Origin of the sequence: Marinomonas sp. CT5, assembly GCF_018336975.1 — a bacterium.
GTDB lineage: Bacteria > Pseudomonadota > Gammaproteobacteria > Pseudomonadales > Marinomonadaceae > Marinomonas.
In genome coordinates this window covers 336,377-353,931 of the sequence record NZ_CP025572.1, presented here as the reverse complement: position 1 = coordinate 353,931, position 17,555 = coordinate 336,377, and the positions used below count along the sequence as shown (strand labels likewise).

Annotated in this window: 19 protein-coding genes; 11 read left to right on the top strand and 8 right to left on the bottom strand. The window is 43.7% G+C overall.

Going from position 1 to position 17,555, the window contains the following annotated elements; all coding sequences use genetic code 11:
* The first annotated feature begins 45 nt into the window (after positions 1-45).
* Both C0J08_RS01680 and C0J08_RS22790 read left to right on the top strand, forming a co-directional pair.
* A complete protein-coding gene (locus tag C0J08_RS01680) occupies positions 46-960 on the top strand; it encodes a DMT family transporter (RefSeq protein ID WP_212654409.1) in 915 nt (304 codons plus the stop codon).
* Between the two features lie 19 nt (positions 961-979).
* Positions 980-1,783, top strand: a complete 804-nt coding sequence (locus tag C0J08_RS22790; RefSeq protein ID WP_349304780.1) for a GNAT family N-acetyltransferase — start codon at positions 980-982, stop codon at positions 1,781-1,783.
* Positions 1,784-1,786: 3 nt separating this feature from the next.
* On the opposite strand, the gene C0J08_RS01665 is transcribed toward C0J08_RS22790, so the two are convergent.
* Complete coding sequence (locus C0J08_RS01665; protein WP_212654408.1) at positions 1,787-2,695, bottom strand: LysR family transcriptional regulator; 909 nt, start codon at positions 2,693-2,695, stop codon at positions 1,787-1,789.
* 67 nt (positions 2,696-2,762) lie between these two features.
* On the opposite strand from C0J08_RS01665, the gene C0J08_RS01660 reads away from it, so the two are divergent.
* Positions 2,763-3,374, top strand: a complete 612-nt coding sequence (locus C0J08_RS01660) for a glutathione S-transferase family protein (protein WP_212654407.1) — start codon at positions 2,763-2,765, stop codon at positions 3,372-3,374.
* A gap of 48 nt (positions 3,375-3,422) precedes the next feature.
* Here the strand turns inward: C0J08_RS01660 and C0J08_RS01655 are convergent, their stop codons facing one another.
* Positions 3,423-3,890, bottom strand: coding sequence for an OsmC family protein (locus C0J08_RS01655; RefSeq protein ID WP_212654406.1), 468 nt, complete (start codon positions 3,888-3,890; stop codon positions 3,423-3,425).
* Between the two features lie 227 nt (positions 3,891-4,117).
* Here C0J08_RS01655 and C0J08_RS01650 point away from each other — a divergent pair, with 227 nt between their 5' ends.
* From C0J08_RS01650 to C0J08_RS01640, 3 genes are all read left to right on the top strand, one after another.
* On the top strand, positions 4,118-5,734 hold the full coding sequence (locus C0J08_RS01650; protein ID WP_212654405.1) for a methyl-accepting chemotaxis protein: 1,617 nt from the start codon (positions 4,118-4,120) through the stop codon (positions 5,732-5,734).
* Positions 5,735-5,817: 83 nt separating this feature from the next.
* On the top strand, positions 5,818-6,729 hold the full coding sequence (locus C0J08_RS01645; protein ID WP_212654404.1) for an AraC family transcriptional regulator: 912 nt from the start codon (positions 5,818-5,820) through the stop codon (positions 6,727-6,729).
* A gap of 110 nt (positions 6,730-6,839) precedes the next feature.
* The gene (locus tag C0J08_RS01640; RefSeq protein WP_212654403.1) at positions 6,840-7,709 is read left to right on the top strand and encodes a nuclear transport factor 2 family protein; all 870 of its coding nucleotides are present in this window, start codon (positions 6,840-6,842) and stop codon (positions 7,707-7,709) included.
* Positions 7,710-7,770: 61 nt separating this feature from the next.
* Here C0J08_RS01640 and C0J08_RS01635 read toward each other — a convergent pair whose 3' ends face one another.
* The 5 genes from C0J08_RS01635 to pspA are packed head-to-tail and all read right to left on the bottom strand — an operon-like array spanning position 7,771 to position 10,578.
* A complete protein-coding gene (locus C0J08_RS01635) occupies positions 7,771-8,880 on the bottom strand; it encodes an MbnH family di-heme enzyme (RefSeq protein ID WP_212654402.1) in 1,110 nt (369 codons plus the stop codon).
* Positions 8,881-8,903: 23 nt separating this feature from the next.
* The gene (locus C0J08_RS01630) at positions 8,904-9,086 is read right to left on the bottom strand and encodes a hypothetical protein (protein ID WP_212654401.1); all 183 of its coding nucleotides are present in this window, start codon (positions 9,084-9,086) and stop codon (positions 8,904-8,906) included.
* Between the two features lie 32 nt (positions 9,087-9,118).
* Positions 9,119-9,568, bottom strand: coding sequence for an envelope stress response membrane protein PspC (pspC, locus tag C0J08_RS01625; protein WP_212654400.1), 450 nt, complete (start codon positions 9,566-9,568; stop codon positions 9,119-9,121).
* A 47-nt stretch (positions 9,569-9,615) separates the two neighbouring features.
* Positions 9,616-9,864 carry an envelope stress response membrane protein PspB gene (pspB, locus tag C0J08_RS01620; RefSeq protein ID WP_212654399.1) on the bottom strand — a complete coding sequence of 83 codons (249 nt, stop codon included), beginning with the start codon at positions 9,862-9,864 and terminating at the stop codon, positions 9,616-9,618.
* 42 nt (positions 9,865-9,906) lie between these two features.
* Positions 9,907-10,578 carry a phage shock protein PspA gene (gene pspA, locus C0J08_RS01615; protein WP_212654398.1) on the bottom strand — a complete coding sequence of 224 codons (672 nt, stop codon included), beginning with the start codon at positions 10,576-10,578 and terminating at the stop codon, positions 9,907-9,909.
* A 217-nt stretch (positions 10,579-10,795) separates the two neighbouring features.
* Here pspA and pspF point away from each other — a divergent pair, with 217 nt between their 5' ends.
* The 5 genes from pspF to leuA all read left to right on the top strand — a co-directional run bounded on the left by pspF (position 10,796) and on the right by leuA (position 16,728).
* Positions 10,796-11,821, top strand: a complete 1,026-nt coding sequence (gene pspF, locus C0J08_RS01610) for a phage shock protein operon transcriptional activator (RefSeq protein WP_212654397.1) — start codon at positions 10,796-10,798, stop codon at positions 11,819-11,821.
* A 210-nt stretch (positions 11,822-12,031) separates the two neighbouring features.
* On the top strand, positions 12,032-12,880 hold the full coding sequence (locus C0J08_RS01605) for an ABC transporter ATP-binding protein (RefSeq protein ID WP_212654396.1): 849 nt from the start codon (positions 12,032-12,034) through the stop codon (positions 12,878-12,880).
* 12 nt (positions 12,881-12,892) lie between these two features.
* Positions 12,893-13,876 (top strand): ABC transporter substrate-binding protein, encoded by a 984-nt coding sequence (locus tag C0J08_RS01600; RefSeq protein ID WP_212654395.1) that lies wholly within the window; start codon positions 12,893-12,895, stop codon positions 13,874-13,876.
* Positions 13,873-14,931: a FecCD family ABC transporter permease gene (locus C0J08_RS01595; RefSeq protein WP_212654394.1), complete on the top strand. Its 1,059-nt coding sequence runs from the start codon at positions 13,873-13,875 to the stop codon at positions 14,929-14,931. Before C0J08_RS01600 ends, C0J08_RS01595 begins: the two co-directional genes overlap by 4 nt.
* Positions 14,932-15,051: 120 nt before the next feature.
* Entirely contained in the window at positions 15,052-16,728 is a 1,677-nt protein-coding gene (gene leuA / locus C0J08_RS01590) for a 2-isopropylmalate synthase (protein WP_212654393.1), read from the top strand.
* A gap of 23 nt (positions 16,729-16,751) precedes the next feature.
* Here leuA and C0J08_RS01585 read toward each other — a convergent pair whose 3' ends face one another.
* Complete coding sequence (locus C0J08_RS01585) at positions 16,752-17,513, bottom strand: AraC family transcriptional regulator (RefSeq protein WP_212654392.1); 762 nt, start codon at positions 17,511-17,513, stop codon at positions 16,752-16,754.
* Positions 17,514-17,555 lie beyond the last annotated feature (42 nt).

Here is a 17,555-nt window from a genome sequence, read left to right as displayed (position 1 = left end):
ATTCAACTGAACACTTTACTAAGAGGACTATTTGAGGAATCACACATGAATCGTTCCAGCAATACTATCGGCAGTATCGAACTTATCTCGGCTATGATGCTGTCTGGCACCATTGGCTATTTTGTTATTAGTTCAGGCCAAGCCTTTTGGAATGTGGTGCTGTTTCGCTGCGTGTTCGGTGCGCTGGTGCTGGGAAGTTACGCCTACTATGCCGGATTACTTCGTCGCGAATACTTCCAGCGCAACGTCTTACTGATGATTATTTTGGGCGGCATGACGTTAGTAGGAAACTGGATATTTCTATTTGCCTCGTTCAATTACATTCCCTTTTCTATCGCCACGGTGGCTTACCATATGCAACCGTTGTTTTTAGTCATAACAGGTGCGTTAATTACCAAAGAAAAGCTGTCTGGCAGTTTGTTATTTTGGTTGGCGCTGGCCTTTGTCGGGTTGTTTTTCATTGTCGAACTGGATTTCAACAAGATCAAGGCACTGTTTTCTGATGACATGAGCCGAGAAGGTTCTTCCGCCCTATTCGGGTTATTACTCGCTTTAGGTGCGGCGCTGCTGTATACCGTGACCACTTTGGTGACCAAGAAAGTCAGTCAGGTGCCGTCCACCTTTGTCGCCTTGGTGCAGGTTATCGTGGGGGTTTTTATGCTCCTGCCCTTTGCCGATTTTGACAACCTACCGACGCAGACCAATCAGTGGATCGATTTGTTGATTCTCGGTGCCGTGCTAACCGGATTTATGTACATCATCATGTATGACAGCTTTCAAAAACTCCCCACCAGCTTGATTGCACTACTGTCATTTATCTACCCAATCACCGCCTTGTTTGTCGACCATTTGGCTTTTGCGACCCACATCAGCCTAACGCAAATACTGGGGGTAATATTGATATTGCTCGCCGTCAGCGCCGTGAAATTTAATTGGGCCTTTTCTAAAAAAAGAGCCTAAAAAAACAAAAGGGAAGACCATGAGACAGATAAAAGAAGTATTCGCAGATCAATCCGATGTCATTGCCCAACTCATTCGTGAAGCCAACCGCCCTGTGGCAAAACAGTTTGCGATCACTCAAGATAACGGCCCCAAGCATCCCTCTTTTTGTCAAACAAGCTGGGTAGAAAACGACTTTGAGCGCGGCGAACGCTACTTTGTTTTAACCGACAACCAAGTGCCTATTGCGTGTGTGGCTTACGAAGTCCCCACCCATTCAGCCGGTGTTCGCAAAGCCTATTTAAATCGTCTATCCGTGTTACCAGATCAACAAAGCAAAGGTATCGGCTCTTTACTGGTCGCCCATATCATTGAACAAGCCAAAGCTGACCAGCTGAGTTTCATCAGCATTGGTGTGATAGGTGAGCACATTAGATTACAAGATTGGTATGAACAACTTGGCTTCGTGAAAGGCGATACCAAACACTTTGATCATCTGCCTTTTTCCGTCACTTATATGATGTATGATCTTAATAACCAACCCAAGGATAGAGAAGACTTGAGCATGCCAAAAATCACCCTAAGCGGCCATATTGAAGTGCCAAAAGAAGACCTAAACGCGGTGTTAACAGAGCTGCCAAACCATATCGCCCTAACGCATCAAGAAGCGGGCTGCATCACCTTTACCGTGACCCAAGATTCAGACAACCCGCAACGCTTTGATGTGTACGAAGAATTCACCGACAAAGCGGCGTTTGAAAAGCATCAGGCCAGAGTAAAAGCCTCTCATTGGGGTGAAGTGACAAAAAAGGTTGAGCGGTTTTATACGGTTACGGAGTCTTAGCTCTTAGGCCGGCCTTTTGGTTTCTTTTACCACCCGTTCAATCACTTCTTCAATCCATGAAACGGTTAACCATTCGGGAGCGGAAGCAGAGCGTGAAAACGCAATTTGTACTGCGGGCAAGGCGGGCAATAGATCGCTTTCGATGATGTCTAACGAGTCATTCATACTGATGCTAGCAATAGCGGAGATGGCTTTTTCGGCCATGAGTAGACGCTCAATCAGAGTAAGGTTTGCGGTCACGCAATAGAGTTGATAATCCGTACCTTTTTTCTGCAATCCATCAACAGCGCTGGAGTGAAACTTACAGCTAGACTCATATAAGGCCAGTGATAAAGGGTTCAGTGTCGTCCAATCAAAGCCTTTCTTCGCCACCCAAACGCCTTTGTCATGGAACAAGGTTAATCCCTCATCACTGTCTGGAGTTCGCGTGACCAAGGCCAAATCCACTTCGCCTTTGTCCATCCACTCTCGCAGTTCTGCCGAGGTTCCAGTACGAATTCGAAAGCGAATATTCGGCAGCATGCTTTCCATGACCGACATAATGACGACCAATAAATTCGCCACGTAATCATTAGGGCAACCTAAATTAAGCAAAACACCTTGCTGTGGCCCTTTGATGGATTGCAGAGCGCTTTCCTGCAATTGCAAAATTTGTCTCGCATAATGCACAAGCTGCTGGCCGTCTTCGGTGAGCACTTGATCTCGACCTTGCTTACAAAACAGGTCTGTGCCGACTTGCTCTTCCAGCCGCTTCATTTGCATGCTGATGGCCGACGGAGTACGAAAGGTTTGCATAGCGGCACGTTGAAAGCTGCCATGATCAACAATCGCCACCAGGGTTTTTAATAGTTCCGTATCCAATGCTATTTTCTCTTTTGGGGATTCATCAAAATGCGTTAAGCCAGCCTTCAATTTAATTCGCTTTTTTCCGTACACTGTTTATTAGATGATCAAAACATAAACTAAGAAGGAGACACTCATGATTCTGCACGATTTCTTGCCCTCAGGGAACGGTTATAAAATCCGTTTGTTATGCGCTTGTTTGGGTTTAAAAGTGACGTTGAAACAATATGACATCACCAAGGGCGAAACGCACACCGAGTCTTTCTTGGCAATGAACCCAAATGGAAAAATTCCAGTCTTGGAGTTAGATGACGGCCAGTGTTTAAGCGAAAGTAACGCCGTCCTTTTGTACTTGGCCGAGCAGCATCCGTCTTCTTTATTACCAAGTGATCCAATACACAGAGCGGAGATCTATAAATGGTTGTTTTGGGAACAATACAGCCACGAGCCCAACATCGCTTCGCCACGTTTTTGGCTCACCCATAACGCCATGACAGAGTTGAAAAAGCAAATGCTGCCCGATCGTATTGAGCAAGGTCGCGCCGCATTAACACTCATGGATGAGGCATTAGCGAAGCAGGCCTTTTTGGCGGGAAACACCATGACGCTAGCGGATATTTGTCTCTTCCCCTATACCCATGTGGCCGAAGAAGGCGGTTCTTATCAGTTGTCTGAGTACCCGAATATCCAACGCTGGATTAAAGACATCGAAGCTTTGGATTGGTTTATCCCCATTACGCAAGCTTGATAAGCCATTAAAAAAGCGACTCAATCAATGAGTCGCTTCTGTTACTGATCAAACACAAAAAGCCTCGTCGACGCGAACGTTGGTCAAGACTGAATTGGCAATAAAGCACGCCTCATGGGACTGATGATGGAGTGCTTTTATTTCCTCTGAGCTCGGTCTATCTCCAACAAATGTCACCGTTGGACGCAATATGACTTCGGTCATCATTTGTTTACCGTTCGCCCCCAAAGCTAAGGTGCCAATGGCGTTATCTGTGTATTGATCAACAATTAACTTGTTGCGTGAAGCAAAGTCTAAGAAAAACAACATATGGCAACTGGATAGCGAGGCAACAAAGGCTTCTTCCGGATCAACATTTTCCGCCACAGACATAGGCAAAGGGACAATATGAGGCGAAGACGAAGCCGGTACAACCACGCCACCTTCAAATTGCCATTCATGGGCGCGACTGTATTTTTTGTCCAAAAATGATTGTGTACCACGCTTCCATTCAACCTTTGCATAATATTCCGACATATCGATCTTCCCTTTTTGATTTTACTCATCTTGACTTGCTCAGCTTTCGCCAACATAGAGTTTGTTGCAAAAAATTACAATTTGTTAATAAAACAACTTGAGCGCAACTTGCGTAGATTCCTATCCAGTGCCACTTTTAAATGTGGGCTATTGTTCTATGGAGGTTGTTTTAACCAAGGATAGCAGTATAGCAAGACGTTATAGACTTCAGACACAGGGATATATTCATGAAGATGCTAAAGACAATAAGAGGTCGCTATACCTTAATATTTGGTGGTTTAGCGTTAGTTTTCCTAATGGTCATCATTTCAACCGAACTTCTAGTCAGTTATTTACAAAACAGCATAGGCAAATATGCTTCTGGCACATCATTGATCCAAAATGCTGATAGAGACTTGTATCAGTCACGACTCGCTCTGGCGACCTTAGTATTCGAGAAAGACTCTACAGAGACCAAATCCTTAGAAGACGCGGCATTATTAAATGCTAAGCAAGCCTTGGATCGTATGAGGCAATTCCAACAACTCACGGCCGATATAGACGAAGTATCTCGCTTTTTAGCCGATTTCGATACGCTCTATACAACCTGGTCAGATGGCAACCAGCGTATTATGCAAACTGTGAAGGAAAACCCTGATTCTGCCATGATTGATTTTATTGGTAAGAACCAAAACGATTTCCTCAAACTACGTTCCTTGTATGACCATTCGGAAGAGCTAATCAGTAAGTACTCAGCTGAAGAGAATAAGTCTATTAATGAATTCACCGATGTTTTCAAAATAGTTGTTGGTGTTTTTGCCGTTTTTGCTCTGATGCTGAGTATTATCCTTGCGTGGTTCGCACCACGAAATATTTCCAAAGCGATCAAACAAGTCACCTTTGGTGTTCAGCAAATTAGCTCTGGTGATGGCGATCTAACGCGACGAATTAACAGTACTAAAACTGATGAAACGGGCGACCTGAGTCGAGAATTAGATAGCTTTGTGGCACGACTTGGTAGCCTAATTGGACAAGTTCGTAACGGATGCGAACACATACGCCAAGAAATGTTTAACTTAGGAGAGTCTGCTACCCAATCCGCGGATCTTAGCGAGCGCCAAAACCAATCATTGGATTTTGTCGTCACTGCGGTAGAAGAAATGGGCGGTGCCACCCGTGAAGTGGCGCAAAATGCAGCGGATACTGTCGCCGAAGTTGAATCGTTAAATCGCTCCGCCGATGATGGCGTAAAACAATTAGATAACGCGATTTCTCAATTGGATAGCCTTTCCGAACAGATTCAAGGTGCGGCCCAAGTCATCAACCAGTTGACCGAAAGATCCGATAAAATTGCTTCTGTACTGGATGTCATACTTGGTATTTCTGAGCAAACCAATTTATTGGCGTTAAACGCCGCAATTGAAGCCGCTAGAGCAGGAGAACAAGGCCGAGGCTTTGCTGTGGTCGCCGATGAAGTACGCGAACTGGCCAGCAAAACTCAGGCTTCTACCGAAGACATTCAACAAATGATCAATGACTTGCAGTCTGGTGTTAGCGGCGCTGTGACATCTATTACAAAAAGTGTCGATATGGCCGGAACCAGTGTTTCTCTTTCAAGAAAAACGATGGAATCCATCGCGGTAGTAAAAAACTCAGCAGGCCGTATTTATGACTTTACCGCTCAAACCGCCAGTGCGACCGAACAACAAAGTAAAGTAACTGACGAAATTAATGAGAACTTATCAAGCCTTGCTGACATGTCGAAGGATGTAATGGAAATATCCAAACGCATTAGCAGCTCAGTACATCAAACACTAAGTAATTCCGATGAATTGGCCAATCAGGTAAAACGCTTCACGGTATGATCAAACATAGAATCAGCGTAAAACAAAGGCCAGCTCTTGTGAGTTGGCCTTTTTGATTTCCTGCTCTAAAGACTGTGCTAACCTTGCTCAATTCATTAGTCTTTTCGGTCAAACGCGGTATGAGTCTTTTTCCCAATATCCATTTTCATAAAGCAAATAACAATGCCTTGTCCATAGAGACATTTGAACTCCACACCTTCTATGAACGCTGTCATGAATTCACACAAAAGAACATCAAAAAGACCTCGCCTTTTACCCCGCATCGTGTGATGTTTTATACTTTTTTGATCATCAATGAGGGAAACATTCAACATTACGTTGATGGACAATGCATAACATTATCGGCTGGTGATCTGTTATTAATTTGTCCACATCAGGTTCATCAATATGTTCTTCCCAACCGTCCAGCGAAAGGCCATATTATTTTTTTTACAGATAGTGTTTGGGACCTAGTAAAGCAAAATACTCGTTTATTGCATTGGGATATGTTGTTAACTCAAAGTCATAACATTCATAAAAGCGACCAATTAGACATCACAATGTTGTTGTCGATATTGCAAAAGGAGCAAAACAAAGCGACCGCTGACGACATTTTACAAAAACATATATTTACAAGTTTAATTCACCTGTTAATGCGCCATTGGCCTATGGTTACGAGCGGAAAGCAAACTTCTAAAGTAGACCTTTTTGTTCGCTTTAATCATCATCTCCTCAACCATTTCAATCAATCAAGAGACGTTATTTATTACGCAAATTTACTCGGATGCAGCTACAAAGTACTCAATAATATTTGTAAATCCATTACTCACCTAACCGCTAAAAACGTCATAGATAACTACGTAATTTTAGAAGCAAAACGCATGTTATTAACAAAGACACAGAATACCCAAAGCATTGCTCATGCCTTAGGGTTTGATGAAAGCACCAACTTTGTCAAATTCTTTAAACGGCATACAGGGAAAACACCGAAAGAGTATTTACTCAAAGAAAATTAAAAAACTGGGCTCACATTTACCATCATTGAGCAGAATATCACCTCCTCTAAAAAACCGTTTTCCTTATATGATGATTTCATTACTCTTAATTAAAATAGGAAAGCCGCACAATGAAACCCAATCTATTTGTTATCGCGTGTACCCTGACTGCCGTTCTTTCAGGTTGCGCCAGCACTAACCCACCAGAATTATCCAACAAAGAAAAAGCCACTCTAGTCTTAGACAATTTAGGCTCGACCGATCAAACCAGCCTAAAATACATCAGCGATAAAACCTATATTCAGCACAACCAAGGTGCTGCATCAGGCAAACAGGGCTTGCTCGAATTTTTAAAACAATTTCCAGCCACACCAAAATCCGATCACAGCAATATTGTTCGAGCCTTTGAAGACGGCAATTATGTCGTTTTACATTCAAACCTAGCCGATGCTAACGCAGTCGTTTTTGATATTTTTCGCTTCAAAAACGGCCTAATAGTAGAACACTGGGACAACTTCCAAGACAAAACGTCACCAAACCCAAGTGGCCATACACAAACCGATGGCAGCACAAAAATTACAGATCTCGATAAAACTGCAGAAAACAAAGCTCTTGTGAAGAAAATGGTGGAAGACGTTTTACGTAGTGGCAACATTAACAACATCAGCAAATACGTTGATGGCGAAAAATATATTCAACATAACCCCTGGTTTGGCGATGGTGTTACGGCGCTGAAAAAGGGTTTTGCAGCCATGGCCGCCCAAGGAACAACTATCCATTATGACAAAATTCACGCTGTGCTTGGTGAAGGTAACTTTGTCTTAGTTGTCAGTGGTGGTGATGTGAATGGTACACCAACGTCTTTCTACGACTTATTCCGAGTTGAGAACGGTTACGTAGCCGAGCATTGGGATAGTTTGCAAAATATTCCGCCAAAAGAACAACGCATGAATGACAATGGACAATTCAACTTTCCTGCATCGGCCATGAAGCTTCATTAATCCTCCAACTTTTCTCTAGATCTTGCGATATGACTAAAAAAATATCGTAAGATCTTTTTCACTATCTAAAAGGAGTCGTGAAGTGGGGATTTTCAATAAACTTCGTGTCCGTTAAGCTATTTAAAAAAGCAATGAGCTGGCGTTTTTCATCACCTGTTAACGCAAAAGGATGCAACTTATCATCAAGTAAAGGAGACGCTTTACCTTGCTGTGCAGCACGTCCACCAGCCGCATAATGCGCTATCACCTCTTCTAATGTCGCGATAGAACCGTCATGCATATATGGCGCTGTTTGAGCGATGTTGCGCAGCGTTGGTGTTCTAAATCGTCCTTTATCTGCTTCTTTCCCTGTATGTTCATACAATCCTTGATTGCCTTCTGGATAAGCACCTTTACCATCTAAATTATAAAGTCCTGTGTTATGAAAAGAGGGTGCTTGTGTCGCATCGGAAAAATGCACACCTGAGTGACAACTAGAACACCCCAGTTTCGCACTAAAAAATAGCGCCTCACCACGCTTAGCATCCTCACTGATAGCACGGTCATTATGATTGTGTTTATAGTCATCATAAGGCGATTGATAACTTATTAGAGTTCGTTGAAAAGAAGCCAGTGCTTTAGTGATCGTATCAAAGCGAATAGGGTTCTTTTGATCTGGAAAGGCTTGATAAAATAAATCTGGATAAATGGGGTCATGCTGCAAAAACAAGATTACTTTGTCTTCTTGGCCTTTACTTCCCATTTCAATTGGATGCTCGCCGAACATGGGTACTTTTGCTTGGTCTTCTAAACGCACTTCCTTTGGATTCGCCCAAGTTAATGTCTTCATATAAGCCACATTCACAATCGCCATAGCATTACGAGTATGAAACTGTCCCGTCACACCAACAGAAACAGGCCTTTTCTCTGAAAATGAGTGTTCAGGGTTATGGCAAGTTGAACAAGACATGTAGCCAGGACCAGACAAATTCGCATCATAAAAAAGTCGCTGACCTAGCTTTACCTTCTCTATGCTCATTGGATTATCGGCCGGAATAGGCGGTGGCATCATCCATTGGGGTAATGTCCAAATGTACTCATTGGCATAACCCCAAGGCGCACTCAGCAGCAATATTAATCCTAGAATAAGATGTCTAAAGCCAGATGAAAGATAACTCAATTTGACCGTCACCAAATCCCCTATAAACCTCTATTTCAAATATAAAGCCGCTTTGCTAGCAAACGACCAAGGCTATATAAAATCACCACAACTGGAATATTCAATAACAGAACCAGCAAGCAATCCATCGTCACGGCTAATACAAAAGCAAATGCAGCATCTAGATATAGACAAACATTTCCCAACAGTAAAAGGAAAAAAGAAGTTTTTATCTGCATGTATCAACCCTCCTTATTTCACTGATTAAAGATTAGTCCCTAATTTTTGAGAATTCACGGTCTAAATCGAACTTTTTAGAGGTAACATGGCGCTCCATTTCAGTGACTCGCCTCGTTGCACTGTCCAGTTTTTCTTTAGCACGGCGTAATCTGGAATTCGCACTGTCGGCGTACTTAAACATCTTCTTTGGTCGGTAGCTTTGTTGATGTTCATCGTATTCATATTCGTAGCCATATTCTCCCTTAGGACGAACATCTAAAAACCACCAAAGTGCGATGTAAGCAATCACAACAAAACTGCCAAGAAATAAAAAACCACCAAAAGTGAAAAGGCGCACGACCCATGCATCAACATCAAAATGGTCAGCTAAGCCTGCACACACGCCTCCCAAATAACCTTTTTTCTTATTGCGATATAAATTCAAATCCCAGCCATGGGACTTTTTAGATTTAATGCTTTCTTTCATTTTATCATTCATCATTTTATTCCTCTTAACTGGCGACTCACCTTCTATGACCAAGCCGAAGATCATCGATACTCTTCGCTATCTCGGCTGCGCCAATCTGGGTTCTCCACATCTAGGATTTTTTCTAGTGCTTGCACTCGATCCGTCAATTTATCGGCTTGCATTAATAGCGACTCTAATTCGCGTTTATCACCGTCATCCAATCCCTTTACCGATCGGTTCTTACTTCGGTAATGCAATATCAGCCAAATAGGTGCCACCACCGACATAAAAATGATGGTAGGAACAAACAAAAATACAGCCATACTCATAGCGTAATTCCTTTTTTATAAATAATATCGGTATAAATTAGCTTAGTTGGCCTTAGTCATTTTATCTTTCAGGCGCGCTAATTCATTATTGATATCATCATCTTCTGCCAAAGCATCGATTTGCGATTTCAGATCGGCTTTTGGCTGCATACCAATATCCATAGATTCGAGTTGACCTTCTAAACTATCCACACGACGTTCAAAGCGTTCAAACTTCTCAAAAGCATCATCTAACGCTTCTTTATGATTCTGGCGCTTCACACGCATACGGCTTTCGACACTAGATTGACGTAATAACATGGCTTTTTGTTTAGCTTTAGCGTCATTTAATTTAGTTTGTAATTGCCCTACTTCTTCGTTCAAATGTTCAAGATGTTCGTCTAATACCGTTAGCTCCTGCTCAATTGAGTCCATGTCTTTTTCAATTTGTTGCTTTTCAGCCAGCGCCGCACGAGCTAAATCTTCACGCCCTTTTTCAATGGCTAACATGGCTTTGTTTTCCCATTCTGTCGCTTCATTACGCATACGCTCCAAACGGCGTCCTGTGGTTTTACGATCAGCAATGACACGAGCTGAGCTAGACCTCACTTCAACTAAGGTTTCCTCCATTTCCTGAATCATCATACGAATCATTTTTTTGGGATCTTCGGCTTTATCCAGCAAAGAGGTTAAGTTGCTATTAATGATGTCTGTCATTCTTGAAAAAATACCCATGGTTTTATCTCCTATTTGATGTACCACTGATAAACGTCTTCTCACTCTTCATAACAGCAATCGTGCCAACATTCGTAACCTTATGATTAATATCAATTAATTATTTTTATAGCGTTTTTAACCTAAATTATAGGTGGCTTAAAAAACCATTTATTAGTATTTTTAACCACATTCATGGTTGTTTTTACCAACAAAATAAAAGGTATGGATTACGCTTATGAATAATAACCAACGAGTTATTGGCAGTTCTCAAGCGCTGGCCGACACACTTGATCATGCCTCGATTCTGGCAGAAATTAATCGACCCATTCTGATCTGTGGAGAGCGAGGCAGCGGCAAAGAACTCATTGCTGAGCGGTTACATTATTTGTCACCCCGTTGGGATCAACCTTTTGTGAGTCTTAACTGTGCCGCCATCAGCGACAGCCTAATTGAAAGTGAATTATTTGGGCATGAGGCAGGGGCTTTTACTGGCGCAACCAAAACCTACCAAGGTCGATTTGAACGAGCAGACGGTGGCACCTTATTTCTTGACGAACTCGGCACCATGTCTCTGAGGGTACAGGAAAAGCTACTTCGGCTTATTGAATACGGTGAATTCGAACGCCTCGGCAGCGCCAAAACCCAACGAGTTGACGTTCGTATTGTTGCAGCGACTAATGCGGATTTACCTTCTCTTAGCAAACAAGGTGAGTTCAGAGCAGACCTGCTTGATCGTCTTACCTTTGATGTTATTCAAGTTCCACCATTACGAGAAAGGAAAGAAGACATAGAGGAGTTAGCCAATTTTTTTGCATTGCGATTAAGCACTGAACTCGGCTGGGAATATTTCCAAGGGTTTAGTCATGAAGCGCTAACATCGTTAAAACAGTATGATTGGCCTGGCAATATTCGTGAGCTTAAAAACGTTGTAGAGCGTTCCGTTTATCGATGGGGCTTCCAAGCCGAACCCGTTGAAAACATTGTTCTCAATCCCTTTGCCCGTACCACAGAAGTAACATTCAATAATCCGACCAACACAGCCATAGCACAAGAGGAAAACACTTCCCCTAACCATACCGGCGTTTCTCCAGATTCATCTTTGAGTTTAAAAGAACAGACTCTTCAATTACATCAACACTTAATTCAACAAGCGCTTAAGAAAAACCAGCACAATCAGCGTCGTGCAGCTCAATCCCTTGGCCTAACCTATGACCAATTTAGAGGCCTTCTTAAGAAACTAAAGCAAGATTCTATTGAATAGACTCGATTCTCATTGAGCCACATTGAATTTTCACATGTTGAGATGAAAATTCACCAGCCAACACGCCTTGTTGAGTCTTCGCTCCTTCCGTATAGTTCCTGCTTTCTTATTACCAAACATTTTTAAACGATGACACCGAAGAAAACAAAAGATTTGCAGCATTCAAAATGTTATATTATAACAAAACTATTCTACGGAACCTGATTCGTCTTGATAAATTCCTCTTCCAACCCAGATAACACAACCCAAGAAGGCGATTCTTTTTACGCGTTTTTTTCTGGCTGCCAACCCGCCGGTATAGAGCTCAAAGAAGTTGCTTGGTCACCTTATCGAGACAAGACGTTACTCAAACCCATTTCCGTTACCGTTCAGCCCGGTGAATTCCTGACCATTGTCGGGCCAAATGGCTCTGGAAAAACCAGTTTATTACGCTGCTTATATCGCACCAATAAACCAACCAATGGCGCTATCTTGCTAGACGGTAAAAACCTATGGTCATTGTCACCACGCCAATGCGCCCAGCGTATCGCAACGGTTTTGCAAGATACGAGTGGCGAATTTGGCTTAAGCGTCTTCGAAATGGTTGAAATTGGATTGACGCCTAAATCCTTGGTTTGGGGCCGCTCTCAAGAAGATTCACAAATTGTTTATAGCGCACTGACTTTGCTGGATGTGGCGCATTTAGCCGACCGCTCTTTCGATTCACTATCAGGTGGAGAGCGCCAGCGGGTGATGATTGCCCGCGCGCTCGCACAGCGTCCCGATGTACTGATTCTAGATGAGCCAACGAATCATTTAGACATTCGCCACCAGCTCGATGTTTTGGCTCTGTTGGCAAAACTGCCTTGCACCTTAATCGTTTCTTTGCACGATTTAGCCCTCGCCTCGGCTTACGCTGACCGAGTGTTAGTGATGAATGAGGGTGAAATGCAAGCCTGTGCACCGCCAAATGAGGTTTTTACTAAGCAGCGGATAAAACACGTGTTTGATGTAGAAACCATTATTGATGAACACCCCATCACACAACGACCAAGATTCTCTTTTTATATTAATGATTAACCGGACTCATTCATGACAGCGAACGTCAAAACAACCATCAAGCGAACCTCATTACTTATCAGCGGCGCATTATTTGGCATGTTACACACAGGTTTAGCCAGCGCCTCTGGCTATCCTGTAACGGTACAAAGCTGCGATCGACAAGTCACCTTTGATCACGCGCCAAAAGCCGCCGTCTCCAATGACGTAAACTTAACCGAAATGATGTTGGCGCTTGGCTTGCAAGATCACATGGCTGGATTTACTGGCGTTTCAGGCTGGAAAACACTGGATCCGACACTGCGCAATGGCATCGGCGAATTAACCGAATTATCCGCTAAATACCCAAGCAAAGAAGTGCTATTAGGGGCCGATGCGGACTTTTACTTTGCTGGCTGGAACTATGGCATGCGCGTCGGTGGCGGCGTGACACCTGATACCTTGGCTCCACTGGGTATCAAGGTCTATGAGTTAACCGAAAGCTGCATCCACATTATGGACAAAGCAAAAGTGTCCATGGATGACCTGTATGTGGATTTACTCAACCTAGGCCGTATCTTTGGCAAAGAAGAACAAGCCCAACGTCTGGTAAAAGGCTATCAAAAAGATCTCGCTACTTTCCAAGCCAATCTAGCGCCACTAAAAACCGCTCCAAAGGTCTTTGTTTACGATTCCGGCGAAGAACAACCCTTCACCTCTGGCCGCTTCGGCATGCCAACCGCATTGATCGAAGCCGCGGGCGGCAAAAACATCGTCGATGACGTGCAAAAAAGCTGGACGCAAATTGGCTGGGAAGCCGTCATAGACCGTAATCCTGAGTGGATCATTATCGTTAATTATAGCGATGTGACGGCTGAACAAAAAATCAATTTCTTACGCAGTAATCCAGCATTCCAAAACATTCCAGCCGTCAAACATAATCACTTTGTGGTATTGGAATACGTCGAAGCCACACCTGGTCCGCGAAATATTAATGCAATCAAACGCTTAGCCGAGGCATTTAGAACCAAGTCATGAAGCTAGCCAGCAAAAAGCTCACCATCATGAGCCGCGTCCCCTTAGCCAAATTGCTTATTTTATTAAGCCTAATGTTGGTTTTATTGATGGGGGTCGCGATCGGTGTAGGCTCTGTTTCCATCAGCCAGTCCACCGTGTGGAGTGTAATCGGTCATAAATTATCAATCACTAATATTACCCCCAGTTGGTCGATGGGACGCGAGAACATTATCTGGGCTGTCCGCCTACCACGCACTTTGCTTGCCGCCATGGTGGGCGCCGCTTTAGCGATTGTGGGTGCCGCGCTGCAATCTGTCACCCGCAACCCTTTGGCCGACCCACATTTACTCGGTGTATCCTCTGGTGCCGCGTTAGGGGCGATTATTGCTTTGCTCCACACCGGCATGATTTTAGGCGTGGTAACCGTTCCCGTATTTGCCTTTCTTGGTGCCTTGTTAGCCATGTTTCTCGTCTTGGCGGTAGCCAACTTTTCCTCCGCTCACAGTGCAGGACGCTTGATTCTAGCGGGTGTCGCCGTGGCCTTTGTGCTGACCGCCTTAGGCAACCTTTTCATTTTTACAGGGGATCACCGCTCTTCTCATACGGTGATTTTTTGGATGCTTGGTGGTTTGGGATTGGCTCAATGGGGACAACTCTGGTTTCCATTGGTGGCACTGGTGCTTGGCTCCGGCTATCTGATTTACAACGCCCGTTATTTGAATGCCATGACACTGGGTGATGAAAGCGCCAGCACCTTAGGCGTTCCAGTCGAACGCTTCCGCCTGATCGTCATTGTGGTCTGCGCCCTACTGACTGGCGCGGCGGTGGCTTTTTCTGGTGTCATCGGCTTTGTCGGACTGATGGTGCCACACATTGTCCGTCTATTAGTGGGTGGCGATTATCGCAAAGTCTTACCTTTATCGGCATTAGTCGGTGCCTTGTTTCTGGTCGCAGCCGACATCGCCTCCAGAATCATCATGCCTCCCGAAGACATGCCAATCGGCATACTTACCGGCCTAGTCGGCGGCATCGCCTTCGTCTTTCTAATGCGCCAAAAGCGGAACGTCTCGATATAATCTGCTTTTTCTAGATGGCTCTGTCCATTTTGCGACGATAGTTGTCAAAGGCCGCTCGGACAGCCAAAAAACTTCTCTTTAGCATAAGGATTCGATTTCTAATGCTAAAGAGAAAACATCATGCTAACCCAACCCTCAATAAAATATCAGCCAGCTAAAATTATCGATTTTCCTGCCCGCACTTGGCCGTCAAAGCAGTTGAAAGCTCCGCCTCGTTGGTGCTCAACTGACTTACGTGACGGCAATCAAGCGCTTGCAAATCCTATGGATCACACGAAGAAAATGGCTTTCTTTAAGCATTTAATTGAGTGTGGTTTTAAAGAAATTGAAGTCGCTTTTCCTGCTGCGTCACAAACGGACTTTGATTTTGTTCGCTTGCTTATCGAAGGTAAGCATATTCCTGATGATGTGACGATTCAGGTGATGACACAATCTCGTGTGGATTTAATTGAACGCACCATACAGTCTCTCGTTGGCGCTAAAAAAGCCATAGTGCATATTTACAACGCCACTGCGCCGGTATTTCGGGAAATTGTTTTTTGCCAAGACAAACCAGCAACCCTTGAATTAGCCGTTCAAGGCGTTAAACACATTCGCCAATTATGTGAACAATATCCAGAGACAGAATGGACGCTTCAATATTCGCCAGAAACCTTTTGCTTTACCGAACCTGACTTTGCCTTAGAGGTCTGTGAAGCAGCGGCAAAAACATGGCAGCCGAGTCTAGAACGTCCGATGATTTTGAATTTGCCAACGACAGTGGAAGTGAACACCCCCAATGTATTTGCTGATCAGATTGAGCACTTTATAACGTCTTTTTCTTCCTTAGAGAACATAACCATCAGTGTTCATCCTCACAATGACAGAGGGACTGGCGTTGCCACAGCGGAAATGGCAATACTCGCTGGCGCGCAGAGAGTGGAAGGTTGCCTCTTTGGTAATGGGGAACGGACAGGAAATGTCGATCTCGTTACCTTGGCAATGAATCTTTATAGCCAAGGCGTTCATCCTAACTTGGATTTTTCAGACATGCGCCGCACGGTAGAGTTGGTCGAAGAATGCAATGAGCTTCCTGTTCATCCTCGACATCCTTATGCTGGCTCATTGGCTTTTACCGCGTTTTCAGGCTCACACCAAGATGCGATCAAAAAAGGCTTTGCCGCACAAAAATCAACGTCGTCGATGATTTGGCAAATTCCTTATTTACCATTAGACCCGAAAGATATTGGCTGTACTTATGAAGAGGTCATTCGAGTAAATAGCCAGTCTGGAAAAAGTGGAGCCGCTTGGTTGTTACAGGAAAATCACGGACTGTTTTTACCACGTAAATTACAAATAGATTTTAGCAAGAGAGTCAAAAATTACACCGATAAAACAGGAAATGAGATGCCTCTAGCCGATGTTTGGCGTTTATTTAGAGACTCCTACAAATTGAATTCAGATGATAAAGGCCAAATGACATTACTGGATTATCGCAGCCATAGCTCAAACGGATTACAAGAGATTCGCGCTACATTACGCTATCAGGAAAAAACATGGCAACTGACTGGCGAAGGTAAAGGATTGTTATCAGCCATGCTTGACGCGTTAAGAAAACGTTTTAACTGGCAGATAAACATCAGTGACTTTCATGAACACACCTTAGGACAACAGACAAAAAGCAAAGCGGTCAGCTATGTTCAAATTGAATCTCATCAAACTATCTCAAGCTTTGGGGTAGCCATTGATGAAGACTCGACTAAAGCATCGCTACAAGCCTTAATCAACGCTTGCCATTCTTTATACAAAGAAGCATAGCTAGGCGGTAATTTTCATTACGCCTATTGTGATTGCAGTAAATAGTCAGTCGGTGATACGCCGACTCGACTTTTAAACATCGCACTAAAAGCACTAGGACTATCGTAACCAATCAGAATCGCAGTATCTAAGACACTTTTGCCGCTAGCAAGATACTCCAAAGCCAATAATAAACGCTTCCGCCGCAACCATTCAGCAAATGTTAACGACATTTCTTGCTGGAACTTTCGAGTAACAGAGCGCTCACTGATCCCTAAAATATGAGCACCATCGGCATTTGTCCAATCATGAGCAATACGTCGACTTATGTGCTCACACAAAGAAACCAAAGCATCGGAACTCGGCAATGGGACATAAAAAGACACGTTCGATAAACTCCTTAATTCGTCCAAAATCAGCTCAACAATTCGCTCATCACGACCCCCTGACACAATTTCATCAGGAAGTTCTAACGCTTCAATAATCAGTGCTTTTAACAGCATAGAGACATCAATGACAGAGCAATCATGAGGCAGATCAGCCCGCGCGAGAGGATCAATAAACAAGGTTCTGACTTTGACCAAACCAGTCATAGAAAGACTGTGCTCCACTCCGGCTGGAATCCACATCCCTCGGTTTGGAGGAATCACCCAACTACCCAAACGAGTCTCCACACGTATCACACCAGTTAGCGTGTGAATCATCTGAGCGCAGTTATGAGCATGATAAGGTTCGAATTTACCGTGTTCATAGTCTTGCGCGTAAGCCACGACACGATTTGGTAAATGATGGTTTTGAAACAACAAGTAACTCTCCTAGACACCCATCGATCATTCAATCGAGTGTAC

Excerpts from the sequence above, each read along its gene's own strand:
- C0J08_RS01680 (WP_212654409.1), top strand. The coding sequence starts at position 46 with ATGAATCGTTCCAGCAATACTATCGGCAGTATCGAACTTATCTCGGCT.
- C0J08_RS22790 (WP_349304780.1), top strand. The coding sequence starts at position 980 with ATGAGACAGATAAAAGAAGTATTCGCAGATCAATCCGATGTCATTGCC.
- C0J08_RS01660 (WP_212654407.1), top strand. The coding sequence starts at position 2,763 with ATGATTCTGCACGATTTCTTGCCCTCAGGGAACGGTTATAAAATCCGT.
- C0J08_RS01655 (WP_212654406.1), bottom strand. The coding sequence starts at position 3,890 with ATGTCGGAATATTATGCAAAGGTTGAATGGAAGCGTGGTACACAATCA.
- C0J08_RS01650 (WP_212654405.1), top strand. The coding sequence starts at position 4,118 with ATGAAGATGCTAAAGACAATAAGAGGTCGCTATACCTTAATATTTGGT.
- C0J08_RS01640 (WP_212654403.1), top strand. The coding sequence starts at position 6,840 with ATGAAACCCAATCTATTTGTTATCGCGTGTACCCTGACTGCCGTTCTT.
- C0J08_RS01630 (WP_212654401.1), bottom strand. The coding sequence starts at position 9,086 with ATGCAGATAAAAACTTCTTTTTTCCTTTTACTGTTGGGAAATGTTTGT.
- pspC (WP_212654400.1), bottom strand. The coding sequence starts at position 9,568 with ATGATGAATGATAAAATGAAAGAAAGCATTAAATCTAAAAAGTCCCAT.
- pspB (WP_212654399.1), bottom strand. The coding sequence starts at position 9,864 with ATGAGTATGGCTGTATTTTTGTTTGTTCCTACCATCATTTTTATGTCG.
- pspA (WP_212654398.1), bottom strand. The coding sequence starts at position 10,578 with ATGGGTATTTTTTCAAGAATGACAGACATCATTAATAGCAACTTAACC.
- pspF (WP_212654397.1), top strand. The coding sequence starts at position 10,796 with ATGAATAATAACCAACGAGTTATTGGCAGTTCTCAAGCGCTGGCCGAC.
- C0J08_RS01600 (WP_212654395.1), top strand. The coding sequence starts at position 12,893 with ATGACAGCGAACGTCAAAACAACCATCAAGCGAACCTCATTACTTATC.
- C0J08_RS01595 (WP_212654394.1), top strand. The coding sequence starts at position 13,873 with ATGAAGCTAGCCAGCAAAAAGCTCACCATCATGAGCCGCGTCCCCTTA.
- leuA (WP_212654393.1), top strand. The coding sequence starts at position 15,052 with ATGCTAACCCAACCCTCAATAAAATATCAGCCAGCTAAAATTATCGAT.